General features: G+C 62.1%; 11 protein-coding genes. 2 read left to right on the top strand and 9 right to left on the bottom strand.

The window, feature by feature from the left end:
• Positions 1–3: 3 nt before the first annotated feature.
• Positions 4–1,410 carry an extracellular solute-binding protein gene (locus tag LIW51_RS00130; protein WP_227375240.1) on the bottom strand — a complete coding sequence of 469 codons (1,407 nt, stop codon included), beginning with the start codon at positions 1,408–1,410 and terminating at the stop codon, positions 4–6.
• 305 nt (positions 1,411–1,715) lie between these two features.
• Between LIW51_RS00130 and LIW51_RS00125 the strand changes: the two genes are divergently transcribed.
• Entirely contained in the window at positions 1,716–1,883 is a 168-nt protein-coding gene (locus tag LIW51_RS00125; RefSeq protein ID WP_227375239.1) for a DUF8028 family protein, read from the top strand.
• Between the two features lie 91 nt (positions 1,884–1,974).
• Here LIW51_RS00125 and LIW51_RS00120 read toward each other — a convergent pair whose 3' ends face one another.
• Positions 1,975–3,174, bottom strand: coding sequence for an ABC transporter substrate-binding protein (locus LIW51_RS00120; protein ID WP_227375238.1), 1,200 nt, complete (start codon positions 3,172–3,174; stop codon positions 1,975–1,977).
• A gap of 325 nt (positions 3,175–3,499) precedes the next feature.
• Between LIW51_RS00120 and LIW51_RS00115 the strand changes: the two genes are divergently transcribed.
• Positions 3,500–3,760 (top strand): DsrE family protein, encoded by a 261-nt coding sequence (locus LIW51_RS00115; protein ID WP_227375237.1) that lies wholly within the window; start codon positions 3,500–3,502, stop codon positions 3,758–3,760.
• 77 nt (positions 3,761–3,837) lie between these two features.
• Here LIW51_RS00115 and LIW51_RS00110 read toward each other — a convergent pair whose 3' ends face one another.
• From LIW51_RS00110 to LIW51_RS00080, 7 genes are all read right to left on the bottom strand, one after another.
• Positions 3,838–4,641, bottom strand: coding sequence for an HpcH/HpaI aldolase family protein (locus LIW51_RS00110; protein ID WP_227375236.1), 804 nt, complete (start codon positions 4,639–4,641; stop codon positions 3,838–3,840).
• Positions 4,638–5,099, bottom strand: coding sequence for an alpha/beta hydrolase family protein (locus LIW51_RS00105; RefSeq protein ID WP_227375235.1), 462 nt, complete (start codon positions 5,097–5,099; stop codon positions 4,638–4,640). Before LIW51_RS00105 ends, LIW51_RS00110 begins: the two co-directional genes overlap by 4 nt.
• A 5-nt stretch (positions 5,100–5,104) precedes the next feature.
• Positions 5,105–6,088 carry a LipP1 family hormone-sensitive lipase gene (gene lipP1, locus LIW51_RS00100; RefSeq protein ID WP_227375234.1) on the bottom strand — a complete coding sequence of 328 codons (984 nt, stop codon included), beginning with the start codon at positions 6,086–6,088 and terminating at the stop codon, positions 5,105–5,107.
• Between the two features lie 460 nt (positions 6,089–6,548).
• A complete protein-coding gene (locus LIW51_RS00095; RefSeq protein WP_227375233.1) occupies positions 6,549–7,559 on the bottom strand; it encodes a S66 family peptidase in 1,011 nt (336 codons plus the stop codon).
• A gap of 655 nt (positions 7,560–8,214) precedes the next feature.
• A complete protein-coding gene (alaS, locus tag LIW51_RS00090; RefSeq protein ID WP_227375232.1) occupies positions 8,215–10,986 on the bottom strand; it encodes an alanine--tRNA ligase in 2,772 nt (923 codons plus the stop codon).
• Between the two features lie 50 nt (positions 10,987–11,036).
• Positions 11,037–12,713, bottom strand: coding sequence for a hypothetical protein (locus LIW51_RS00085; protein ID WP_227375231.1), 1,677 nt, complete (start codon positions 12,711–12,713; stop codon positions 11,037–11,039).
• Complete coding sequence (locus tag LIW51_RS00080; RefSeq protein ID WP_227375230.1) at positions 12,710–13,453, bottom strand: ABC transporter ATP-binding protein; 744 nt, start codon at positions 13,451–13,453, stop codon at positions 12,710–12,712. Before LIW51_RS00080 ends, LIW51_RS00085 begins: the two co-directional genes overlap by 4 nt.

Below are 13,453 nucleotides of genomic sequence, written 5' to 3'. Positions count from 1 at the left end.
GGGTTAGATGCTCTCCTCGATGTCCTGCAGCGTGCTCTTGAGCGACGACATCGCCTGGTCGGGCGCTTGCTGTTGTGCGAGCGCCCCATTCACGCTCTCGGCGATGGCCGCCGATTCGTCGGGCCAGACGACGGTAACAGGGCGCGGAATCGCCGAATCACCGGCGATACGAAGCGTGTCGATGTAGTTGCCCCAGATGTCCACTTGCTGGGCTCGGTTGGTTCGTAAGTACGAAGCGTCCGACGGCAGATAGCCGAGGGTGTTAAACTCGAAGTTACGGAACTCCGGTTGAGAGACCGCTTCGACCACTTGTACGGCCGCCTGTTGGTTCTGCGAATTCGGATTGACCGCGAGATGCCAACCGCCGAGCGCCGCCGCTGTCCCGCCGGTTCCCTCATATTGCGCTTCGTTCGGCTGGACGCCGTACGGGATCGGCATGACGCCGAGTCGATTGCCGTACTTCTGAGCCGCTCCGTAGAGGCCGGAAGGCCACCAGCGCATCGCCACGGCATTGCCGTTCATGAACGCCGACTGCGTCGGTCCTTCCGTCCACTGGAGCGTTGCCTGCGGTGAGATTTGCTGGTAGCCTTGTAGTGAGGACTGATCGCCCTGACCGTGGATAAATGTCCTCCCCATCCGAATCGCTTGAATGACGGGTTGTTCGTCGACCGTGACGGGACGATCGCCGACAGGGCCGAAGAGGTTGTCCCGGCCGCCGAAATATGCGCCGCCCCACGTCGTCATGAGTTCGTTGAACGTACAGCACGAGAGCCCCTCGTAGTTCGCACCTTGCCACGCGTAGCCGTACTGCGTGTTCGCCTGTTGCTTCGTCTGCGCGATCACTCTCGAGAACTTCTGCCACGACATCGGTTCCGTCGCCCAGTTCTCGCCCTCGGGATCGAAACCGGCGTCGGTCACCCAGTCCTTACGATACTGGATCGTCGGAAGGTCGGTGAAGTACGGCACCGCGTAGAGATCGCCGTTTGGTGCCGACGCGGTGTTGACGCTGGCCGTGAAGTTATCCTGTTTGATGCGGTTTACCGCATCCTGTGACATAGCTTGGTTTAGGTTGAGTATTTGATTCCGAGCGATGAACGGTATCGTCCACCCGCTGTCCATCCGGAGGATGTCCGGCTGACTCCGACCCGCGGAAAGCCACTGGCGGTACTGTTGCTGTACGTCTTCCGACACTTCTGAAGTGGCGATGACTTCGACTTGAATGTCGTTCGAAAGACCCGCCCGTTGGAGCGCCTGGTTGATGTTCCCCGCGTTCTGCTTATCGACTTGATTACCCGCCCATTGAACCGTCGTCTGTCCCTGTCTCGTCGATGCGGCGAGTCCGGTTAGCCCGGAGAGCGCCCCGGCTGCGCCTACCGTTCGCACGAACCGTCGTCGCGTCGATTGTGTCATGTGTTCCCCACCACCGCCCGGATACCATGGGTGACCTCAAAGGCATTACTCATCAGTAGACACAGTTCGTGTCATAATCGTACGATTACCAGACGTTGGTTGAATCGATTTCGAGACGCCGAGGGAACCGATTCCTCGTCCGAGATCATTCGCGATGCGTCTCACTTATACGGTTGGTAAGATGGATTATGTGACGAATATTATTCACTAAACTCGTCGTGGATTCAAATATGTCCGCGGTGGAACTCGTCACCGCGCTCGTCGCACAGGTCATCGTCGTCCCGTTACAGTTCGTCAGCTTCTAGGTGTCCGTGTCTCTCCTCTTGCTCTACATTCCGCTTCTGTTCACCGAACTCAGGCCCGACGCGAGCATCTTCGTCGTATTGCTGATGGTTCACCTCGTTTCGTCGGTAGTGGGTCACGGGTACGGACGGGAAGAAAAGCCGCCGTCAACGAAAGTCGAACGTGCGTAGAAACGAACGTAGCAGGATCGAAAACTGTGAGACGAAGGATGTAATCCGGTAGTGAAGGCGTCGACCAACGTCCAGCGGTACGAAAGTCCCGTCAGAACGTTCCGCCGATAACGTCCGCGAGTTTCCGTCGGTCGAACAGTCGTTCATCGGCGGGGATTTCCGGATACGATTCGCCGGTCACGTAGCCCGGCCACTCGCCGAACTGCTCGGGATACAGCTGCTTGGCCGTCATCTCCAACTGGAACAGATTCATGATAGGACCCTGATATCGCATCCCCGCCGCGTAAAACCGGTTGTTCTGAATAGCGGAGAGCTGTCGTCCAGCGGGCTGACTCTCGATTTTCTTTCGAATCTCATCGAGATGGTATCCCGGCGAGATTCCCCAGAGGTGGAGGATGACGTCCGGGTCTGCGTCGAGCATCGTCTCGAAATCGACCGTTCCCCAGAGGTTCGCCCAGTCTTGCTCCGCAAACGCATCGGTCGCGTCCAACGGACGAGTATCCGCCAGCCAGTAGCCGGGTTTGTTGAGGTGGTACGTGTAAAACGAGCCATCGTTGTATGTGACGCGCACGGCCGTCGGTCGCTCGTTTTTCGGCGGAAGATTCTCTTCTATCGTCGAGAGAACGTTCGCGTGAATCTCCGTAAGTGCCCGAGCGCGTTCCTGTTCCTGAAAGATCTCCGCGATCTTCTCGAACATCTCCCATAGACCGTAGTACCGATATCCGTCACGGTAGCCTTCCGGCGGTTTATCGTGAGTACCGCTGTAGAAGTTGCCGAACCACGGGCCGATGTTGTTTTGGATATCCTCGATGTCGGACTGTGACCAGCCGTTTTGGGTGCTAATGTACGCGGGGTCGACGAGGTGAACGTCGCTATCGAGTTTGTAAAACAGTTCCCTGTTCAGCCCATTCTTCAGCGGGTCGGGAAGACCCTTCCACTCGAAGGAGACGCCCTCCAGACGATCGTAGTAGGTGTTCATCGTCTTGCCGGACATTTCGGGGACGTAAACGGAGTTCACCGCATCACCGTGACCGAGTGCGACCGCCATGTCCGCGTACTGCGGGAATATCGTGAAAACGCTCTTCGGGACGTCCTCGAACTCGACCGTCCCCATTGGCGCCATCGTCACCGAATAAGAGTCGGCGTCCGCAGTCGTTCCGTTTTTGAACTCTCCGGCGCTCGCGTTCGAACCGTCGCTTGTACAGCCCGCCAGTAGACCACCGCCGACGAGGGCACCGCTGCCCTTGACGTACTCGCGGCGGGTCGGAATCTCCGCAGGTGTTCCAGACATATGTTTTTAGGCTTGCCTAAACACCGACTTAGAGGTTTTGATTCGCCTAAAAGCAGCCATCCGACATCTATCGAGTCGTCCGCGACCCGATTCGGCTCGCTGTTCGTCTGGCAACCTCGGAGGATGACGGAAGAACGAACGACGGTTTCTATCGCAGCGTCTAGTTTGTTATCTGTCACTCATATATACGACAGCCCTCAGCGAAACCGAATCGCTCACGGTCGTCTCTCCGCCGAACGAGTACGCCTTCGGTCAGCAAAAAAGGCGCAGTTTATCGCGACGTTTAGGGTCTACGGCTACGCCGTTGGATGCCGTCGTTCTCTCCATGAAAACCGTGATTCACGTGTCGAGTCCGAATCTGCACGACCACCAGCACGCGATGGTGAACACCCTGAACCTACTCACCGACGGGAGCGGCTCCTCACTCGGTGACGACGTTGCGGTGGTCGCAAACGGCGCTGGCGTCCGGGTGTTCGTCGAGGCGACCGACGACGACCTGCTTCCGGGCGTCGAGGGTGTCCCGGCCGGCTCGGGGGCACTGGCTCGACTGCAGGACGGCGGATACGGGTACTTCAAAACGCCGTAGGTCGTCCTCGAAACGGGGTTTGCGTCGTTCGTTTGGCGCGGGATGCCCGGTTCCGAGGGGAAACTATCTCGACGTGCTCATCCATCGTCGTACTCGTCCAGACACTCTCGGATGATGGTTTGAATCGCTACCGTCGTGGTTCCGATGTTCAGAAGTTGATACCCGTTCCGGGCTTTCTCGTTCACGTCGTCCATATCGAAGCCGAGCCCTCCCACGGGAACACCGCGATCGACGCTGGCTGAACGAATCGTTTCGATAGTCTCCTGCACCTCGGGATGGTCGAGTTCACCCGGGTGGCCGAGCGCAACCGGAAGGTCGAACGGCCCGATGAAGACGAAGCCGAGGTTCGAAACATCGAGGATCGACTCGATGTTCTCGACCGCCCGTGGAGACTCGATCGTCACCCCGATAACGATCTCGTCGTCTTCGCTTGTTACGTAGTCGTCCTCGAGTCCCCATCGGCTCGCCCTCGGAATCGCAAGGCCACGGTCGCCAGCCTCGCCGTCGTAGCGGAAGTGAGCCGCTCGAACGATACGGCGCACTTCGTCCACCGTATCGACGTGCGAGAGGAACACGTTTCTGACGCCGGCATCGAGCGTTTTGCGAACGAGCGCCGGCTCCGTGACCGGAAGCCGAACCAGCAGCTCCGTGTCCGTCAGTTCACTCGCACGGAGTAACCCTTCCATCGTATTCGCGTCCCACGGACTCGGCCCCGCGTGTTCGAAATCGATCCAGACGAAATCGATCCAGACGAAATCGAGCCCGAGTTCGCCGTACAGTTCGACGAGTGCGGGAGAGTACGTGTCGTCGGCAACGCCGAGCGCAGTGTCGCCGTTCTCGAGCCGTTCCCGCAAACCGGTCGCTCGTGATGACCGTGTCATGGTTCGTCTCCATCGAGCAGATGGCGTTCGAAGAACGCGCCTTCTCTGTCGACGACCTCCTCGAACAGATCGCCGAAGAACGCCCCGAAATAGTCGGTGTCGTAGGATACCCAGTTCACGTCGGGGAGCTTCGAAACTGTCCCGTCGATGGTGCCTTTCGGGGCGATCTGATCGCCGGCTCCTTCCACGACTAACGCCGGACAGCCGACGTTGCGGGGCTCGTCACCGCTATCACCGAGCGACTGGTAGTCGAACATCAGCACGGCCAGCCCGCGCTCGGCGAAGGCGGGGAGTTCGAACCAACGCGGCAACCCGAATCCGTGAGCCATCACCACGACCGGCGGATCTCCGGTGGCGGCGCTCGCTGACTCGTCGGGGCGGTAGAGCCAGGCCGCACATCGTGTCCCCTCGCTCTCGAAGTCCATGGACTCGCGTCGAACCGCTTCTTTTTGAGCCATGGCACTCACCCGAAAACTTCCTCAAGTGCCTTGCCGGCGCGTCTACGCACGTCCTCGGCCGCGTCTACATTCGGAAACGGTTCCGAAAGCCGACGCATGTTGGCGAAGTCGTGGATCATGCCGTCGTAGTGAGTGTGCTCGACGGGGACGCCAGCGTCGTCGAGCGCCTCGGCGTACGCGAACTGTTCGTCGCGGAGCGGATCGTATCCGCAGGTGAACAGGGTCGCCGGCGGTAGTTCGGCGAGGATTCGTTCGGGAGCGCGAAGCGGCGAGGCTCGCAGATTCACCCCGTCGATATCGTCACGAAGGTAGTGGTTCCAGAACCACACCATCCCTCGGGTGGTAAGGAAGTAGCCGTCCGCGTTCTCTTCGTAGGAGGGAGTGTCGAACGAGTGGTCGGTCACCGGGTAGAGTAGTACCTGATGGTCGATCTCCGGCGCGTCGACCTCCTTTTTGACGGCCATCTGTGTTACGACGGTGGCGAGATTACCCCCCGCACTCTCGCCGGCGACTGCCAATCCTTCACCAACCCCGATTTCGTCGGCGTTGTCGGTGACCCACTTCGTTGCAAGGTAGGCGTCCTCCACGGCGGCTGGGAAGGGATGTTCGGGCCCCTTCCGGTAGTCGACGGAGACGACGACGCAGTTGCCCTCGTTCGCCAGCGACCGCGCCACCCCGTCGTGGGTATCGAGGTTGCCGACGACCCAACCTCCACCGTGGAAGTAGACGACCGCGGGGAGCGTCTCGCTCGGATCTGGATCGTAGACTCGTACGCGGATATCCCGCGCGTACGCCGGAATCTTGCGCTCGTCCACCTCGGCGACTGGTTCGGGTTCGACGTCCGGAGTGAACAGACCGCCGAGCAGTGCGCGGGCCTGCTCGGGCGAGAGGTGGCTGAGGTCAGGCGCTTCTTCGACCAGCTTTTCCAGAAGTGCCTGTGCGTCCGAATCGGGTTCCGGAGCGCGTCGCTCGTCTGTCGGAGTACTCATCACCCGTGATATGCCAGTACACGGCATAAACATGTGTGTATAGTGTTATAATTGCGGAGGGCTGACTCGTTGAAATACGACCCCCGGATGCTAATTCGCGTGAAAGCACCGTTACGGAGAGTTTCCGATTAAACGACCGCACTCAGTAGGGTCTGCGCAAGATATTGCGCGTCCTAGAACTAGCCGTCCGGTCGATACTCCCGAGATATTGTCCGAAGTTCGCACCTATCGGCTGGTGCGAGTCGACTACCGTCGGAAATGGAGAGCGAGTAGAAGTCGAGAACAGACGGGTTCATCCCAAAGGCATCCCGAAGGAGTACCGCATTCCATTTTTTGCTCGCGTTCACAGCTCGTCTGCTACGATGTGTGGCGACCCACCGATTCACTGGCGTAGAAATGAGAGATTTCGTATCGCGGTATAGGATTCATCGAAGCCCACGTTTATACGTGCGACCGTCGCTCAGCGGAATCGAATCGTTCGGTTCGAGCCGTCGATCTCGACCTCGGCACCGATAGGGAGCGGTAACACGGGGGCCGGGTGGCCGAAATCGAGGTCGAAGACGCACGGTACGTCGGCGTACTCGTCGACGGTACCCACTATCGCGTCTCGCTGTTCGCGGCGGTACTGCTCCCGATCGGTGCGTGTTCCGCCGGGCGTCTCGGGTTTTCCGACGAGGACGCCTTCGAGGTCGGCGAGGACGCCGCGCTCTCCGAGCGCCATGAAGAAGCGTTCGACCTCGCTCGCTCCAGGCGTTTCTCCGGAGGTTTCGACCGCCAGCACGGAGTCCGAAAGTGCATCGACGCCGAAACGGGACGGCCCCGCCAGTAACTGCGTCCGGAGCATCGAGAGACAGCCACCGGCGACTGGGGCGACGACTCGTTCGTCAGCACCGTGCCAGTGCCAGTCGTCGGCCGGAAACCACGTTCGCATCGTTGGTTCGTCGAAATCGTAGTATTCGTCCGTCCAGTGAGACGCCGGACGAGCGGCGCCGAACGGGGTCGCCGAGAGAGCGCGCGAGACGTTGGCGCGCGTGTACGGGTGTATCGCGGGGTCGGCCGTGAGATCGGGAAAGAGCTGTCCGCCGTAGAACGAGACGAGTCCGGCGCGATTCAAAAACAGGTGGAGGTGGGTGTTATCGCTCGACCCGAAGAACCGCTTCGGGTTCCGGCGGACGACCGCTTCGTCCAACTGGTCGAGAATCTGGAGTTCGCGGTTACCACCCATCGCGGCGACGATGGCGTCCACCTCCTCGTCCCGAAACGCGTCCATCACGTCCGCCGCCCGCGCTGCCGGGTTGTCGCGGAGCCAGTCGGTGCTCCGCGTCGCCGTCTCGAACACCTTCGGTCGGACGCCGAACGATCGGAGGCGGCGCAGTCCCTGTTCGAAACCGTCCGGCGGGGCGTGCGAGGGGGCGACGACGGCGACCGTATCGCCCGCGGTGACCGGCGGCGGGTACTCACAGTCGGGCATCGCGTGAACGAAAACCGGGCGACGAGTTACGTATTACGGCCCGCGATGAATCTGATATCGCTATATTAAATCGGGGTTAGAGCGGTTACTCGAGTCTCGGGGGACGGCGTAATTTGGCCTCTACTGTTCAGACTCGGATCGATTAGTGGCGAATAGAGCCGAAATGGGCCACCTCATTGGCGACCGTCTACGGTTCGTCGGAAAGCGGGCTGGAATTCGACTTCTCCGCCAGCATTGCCACTCACGATGGGCGGTTCAATCAGGTCGCAGAGAATGGAACGATAGAGGAATGGAACGATAGAGGTGAGTGACGCCCATCGCGGCGAGCAGAACATGTTCGAGCGAATTTTGAGGGAATGATGGCCCTTCTGTGTAGTCGATGACATCAAAGTCATGCCCGATTGAATCCAGATTCCGTGGTACGGACTGCGATCGAACGGAACCGAACGCGAATCACGGCCGTCCCGGGCAGCAAGGCCCGCCTCGATTCGCCGTCTTCGGTTTCGGTGTCGCCCTTGGACTGCTCGTTGCTCGCAAACTCCGATTCGAGTCCGGAGAGCACTGATCACGTTCCGAAATCGGCGATAACCGCTCCGAGACCCGAAGCAGTAGGTACTCAAATAGCGGGAGAACGAAGAAGGGACGAGTAACGGAATCAGGCGTTCTGAATTTGCTTCAGCACGTCCGGCGCGTCTTCGAGCGCCTCGTCCAATTTATCGGCGTCGGGGCCGCCGCCCTGCGCGAAGTCCGGCGGACCGCCACCGCCGCCGCCGACGCGGGAGGCGAGTTCGCCGACGACTTCGCCGGCGTTCAGCGAGACGCCGTCAGGGACTGCGACGACGAACTGCGCGCCCTCAGCGCCACTGCCGAGAACTGCGATCTTCCCCTCGTCCCCGAGGGCGTTCGCGGTCGCGCGGAGTTCGTCCATGTCGGCGTCGATTCGCTGGATAACCGCTGTCGTATCGCCGATTTCTATCTCCTCGCCGCCGCCTCCGCCGCTGGCGCGGGCTTCGGCGAGCTGTTCATTCAGGGCCTCGATCTGCTTGCCGCGCTCTTTCCATTCCTCGAAGAAGCGCTCGGCGGTGTCCGGCACCTCCGAGGGGGCGACATCGAGGATGTCCGCGGCGGCCCGGAGGGAGTCGTCGGTCTGTTGGGTGGCTTCGATGGCGGCGTTGCCCGCGGCGAACGTGAGTCGTTCGACGCCGTCCTGCACGCGCTCGGTGTTCAGGAGTTTGATGCAGCCGACGTCGCCGGTTCGGCGAACGTGCGTGCCGCCGCAGGCCTGCACGTCTTCCGCGACGTGGATGAGGCGGATGTTCGTCCCAGCGGGAATCCCTCCCTGGTAGAGGTCAAAGCCGAACTCCTCTTCGGCCTCGTGGCGGTTGGGCCACTCCTGTTGTACCGTCGTGTTCTCCATCACGATCTCGTTCGCCAGCAGCTCGATCCGCTTGGCCGTCTCGCGGTCGATGCGCTCGTAGTGACGAACGTCGATGCGCGAACTGTCGGTGCCCTTCTGCGCGCCGGCCTGTCGGATGTGGTCGCCGAGAATCTGGCGGGCCGCGTGGACGACGATGTGCGTCGCCGTGTGGTGGCGCATCAACCTGCGGCGGCGCTGGGCGTCTATCTTCCCGCGGACGATGCCGCCTTTGTCCACCGATTCGTTGGTGCGGTGGAGGATGGCGCCGTTCTGAATCTGGGTGTCGGTGACATGCACCGTCCGCTCGTCGGTCGAGAGCGTTCCGTGGTCGCCCGGTTGTCCGCCACCTTCCGGGTAGAACATCGTCTGGTCGAGTACCACGTCGTAGCCACCCTCGCGATCGAACACGTCGAGGACGACGGCCTCGAAGTCGGTTCGGTGCTGGTCTTCGTAGTAGAGTCGCTCGGTCTTCGGGAGGTCTCCGAGGCGGTCGTCTTCGGCCTCCTCTTCCTCGAAGGCCTGCCCGCTGTCGTGGCGTTCCGCGACGAGGCTGTAGAAGTCGTCCGGAACGTTCACCGAGACGCCGAACTCGTCGGCGATCTCCTCGACCATGTCGGGCTGGAGACCGTGGGAATCGTACAGTTCGACCAGCGTATCGGTCGGAATCGGTTTGCCCTGCTCGGCGTGGTCGCGGGCGATGCGGCGCACCCGGCGACCGCCCTGCTCCAGCGTCTCGCGGTACTTCTCGACCTCGGTTCGAACGATGTCGCGGATGGTGTCGCGGTTCTCGTAGCCGAGACGCTCGGCCTGCATGTCCACGAGTTCGTCCAGCGGTGCATCGACGCCGACGGTGTCGCAGAGGCGCTTGGTGCGTCGGAGCACCATCCGGGCGAGGTAGCCGGTGGAGACGTTGCTCGGGACGATACCATCGCCGAACATGTAGGCCATCGTTCTGCTGTGGTCGGCGATGGCGTAGATGGTCTCCAGCGGTACCATCAGCTCTTCAAGGCGCGTCGCGGAGACGTCGAGCTTGTCGGCGATATTGTCGCGAGCGGCCTCCATATCCTCGGCCTCGTCGATATCCAAGTGTCCCGCGAGCTTCGCTGCGCGGTGTACGAGTTCGTCTTCCTCCTCGGAGTGTTCGATTCCGGCGTTCTCCTTGAGGAAATCGATCATGTCCGGATAGACCGCTTCGTAGACGGTCGGTGTCCCTTGGGACACCCACGTCCAGCGTTCGAGTCCGTACCCGGTGTCCACGACGTACGTATCCATCTTCGAGTACCGGTTCCCGTCTTTCATCTCGTACTCGCCCTCGGGGTCTTGCTCCATCGACATGAAGACGAGCGTGGCGAGTTCGACGCCCCGATATATGACTTCGATCGCGGGGCCCGCGTTGCCGCCGCCGACCCACGGGTCTTCGATGTAGATTATCTCCTCGGGATCCGCGCCCATCGACTCGAAGAACTCGTCGCAGTACGCGACGGTCTGGTCTTTCCAGTACACCTCGCCCTCGTAGGCGTACTCCTCCTCGGCGTCCTCGCGGACGTTGAAGGCGTGGTGGGCCATCATCTCGAACGCCATCGTGTGTCGACCCGTCTTCCCCACGTTGTCGATATCCTGCATCCGGATGCAGGGCTGGCTGATGGTCAGCGGGTTCGCCGGAGGCGGGGTCTGACCCGACGTAATCAGCGGCTGGAAGTCGTAGATCGACGCTTGGGTCAACAGCACGTCGTCGCGCCAGCGATTCGCCGCCACGGGATAGGGGTCGATTCGCTCGTGGCCGTGTTCCTCGAAGAACGAGAGGAACGCCTCTCGCATCTCCGAGAGCGAGTACTCTTCGTCGAGGCTCGGGTTGTCGATAAACCCGTACTCCTCGCACGGGGGTTCCCCGCACGTCGTTCGGTCGTGGTCGCGCGTCCAGAAGTGGGCTCCGCACTCGGAGCATTCCTTTCGCACGAAATCGTTTTCCTCGAAATAATCGAGGCGGTACTCCTCCTCGAGTTCGCTCATTCTTGGTAGTTCTACGCCCATCGGTGCGTAAAACAGTTCCGCAAGGCCGCTCAGCCGAGGACGTACGAGTCGAACCGACGAGCGGCGTACCGGTACGCGACTGGCGGCGCGACCGCACCGAGCAGAACCGCCACCGCACCGCCGACGACGCGGAGCGCCACGGCCGGAATTTCGACCTGTCGCCAGAGCAAGGCCGACCAGACCGCTATCGCGTTCGAGACCAGCGACGCGCCCTCCGGCACCGCCGCGACGGCCGCGCCGACGAATCCGGCGAGCAGCGCGACCGAGTAGACAGCAAACGCGGTCTTACTCGGGACGACGACGTGTCGACTTCGCGTGACTCGCACCTCGCCGAACCGGGGAAATACGGTGCCGACGCCGACGGCGACGACCGCACCGGCCACCCCGAGCAGGGCGCTCGCGGCGGTGAGCGACAGCCAAACGTCCGGAGCGAGGGGACTCAGCGCGCCCGTGAGGGCGGTCGCACCGACCACCACGGGGAGAGTGACGAGCGTGGCCGCGAGGACGTGCCCCCGAACGAATTGCTCGCCGCGGAGCGTCGAGGTGAGCGTCACCGGAAGCATCGAACCCTCGTCGCCGAGCGGGTTGAGCACCGTCGCGCCGACGACCCAGGCACCGTAGAGCGCGACGATGACGGGAAACTCCGACGGAATCTCGCCCGACGAGACGACCTGCTGGAGGAAGCCGGTGAAGAAGAACACGGGGTAGACGGCGTAGATGAGCCGAATCGGGGCGCGCTTCGTCCGCCGCCAGACGTTCGCCGTCACAGCGCGGGTCGGTCGTGAGACGACGCCCGCGATGGGCCCGTCCTCCGAGAGGAACCCCGCGTCTGAGCGTTCCTTCGACGTCCCCCCCTTCGGTCGCTTTCCGCTTCCGGGCTTCACCGCGTCGCCGTACCAGAGTCGAGTCGCCGCCCGCACGTCGAGCGAGAGCAGGACGGGGACGGCGACCAAGAAGAGAGCGAGCGCGCCGAGCATCCGCAAAGGCGAGGAGTTGGCGGCCGGAAAGCCGACGACGAGCACGTCGCCGAACCACGCCGTCGGAGCGTCCTGCAGGTGGCGTCCTAGCGCGACCATCACCGAACCGAGCGCGTTCGTCATGATAGCAGCGAAGTACGCGACGAAGATGGCGGCGAAGACGAGCGTCTTGTAGCGTGCGAGCAGTTTCGAGCGCGCGAACGCGATCTTGAACAGGACGCCGAACAGGTGGCCGACGAGCAGCGCGATGACGAGTAGCGCGGTGACCGTGGAGACGATAGCGACGAAGGGGACGGGCGAGCCGAGAACGACCGCCCACATCGCGCTTAGGACGAGCAGCGGAACCGCGACGACCGACAACACGCGGGCGAACTCCGCGAGTAGCAGGCCGCCAACCACATCGCGGGCGGGAACCGTCGTCAAAATCCCGTGTTCGTGGTCGATGCGGGCGGTCTTCCCGACAGCCCGTGCGGCGACCATCACGGCGACGGCGATCCACGCGACCGCCGTCGCGCCGCGGGCCGCATCGAGTAGGAACGGTAGTTCGGCAATCTTGTCACCGAAACGGTAGATCGCGTAGCTCCCGCCGACAGTCGCGCCGCCGACGAACAGCAGGACGAAGACGCCCATCCCCAGCAATTGAACCGGGTTCTTCGTGACGGCGCGGAAGCTTCGAACGAACTCCACGCGGGCGATTCGAACGCTCTTCCGGGGCGTTGGCCAGTTCATTGCTCCACCGGCCGCGCCGTCTCGTCGCTGCTCGTCACGTCGAGGAACACCTCTTCGAGCGTCTGCTCTTTCTCCGCGCGGTGGGTGAGTCGGGTGGGCGAGTCCTCCGCGACAAGCGACCCGTCGGACAGCACGCCGACCGTGTCCGCGAGTTCTTCGACCACGGGGAGGATGTGTGTCGAGAGAAAGACGGTCATGCCGTCGTCGGTGAGTTCCGAGATGAGGTCACGCACGGTGCGGGCGGCGCGGGGATCGAGTCCTGAAGTGGGTTCGTCCAGAAAGACGACTTCCGGTTCGTGGAGGATGGCCTGAATCGTCGCCACCTTCTGTTTCATCCCTTTCGAGTAGGTGCTCACGCGCTCGTCGGCGTCGTCGGCGAGGTCGAGGCGGTCGAGTAGGGCGTCGATGCGGTCGTCGGCGTCCAAGTCGCGCAGTCCAGCGACGTACTGCAATTGCTCGCGGCCGGTGAGTTCGTCGTACAACGGCGGTTCTTCCGGCAGGAAGCCGATGCGCGAGACGACGGCGTCCCGGTCGTCGATGGACTGCCCGGCGATTCGCGCGGTGCCGCTCGTCGGACGGGTCAGCGTCGTCAGCATTCGCATCGTCGTCGTCTTACCCGCACCGTTCGGGCCGAGGAAACCGTAAACGGACTCGGCGGGGACCGTGAGGTTCAAATCCGAAACGACCGCGGTGTCGTCGAATCGTTTCGTCAGTCCGTCGGTTTCGATTGCGGGCGTCAT

This window comes from Haladaptatus halobius (genome assembly GCF_020618475.1).
GTDB classification, from domain to species: domain Archaea; phylum Halobacteriota; class Halobacteria; order Halobacteriales; family Haladaptataceae; genus Haladaptatus; species Haladaptatus halobius.
This window is presented reverse-complemented; position numbering and strand designations above follow the sequence as displayed.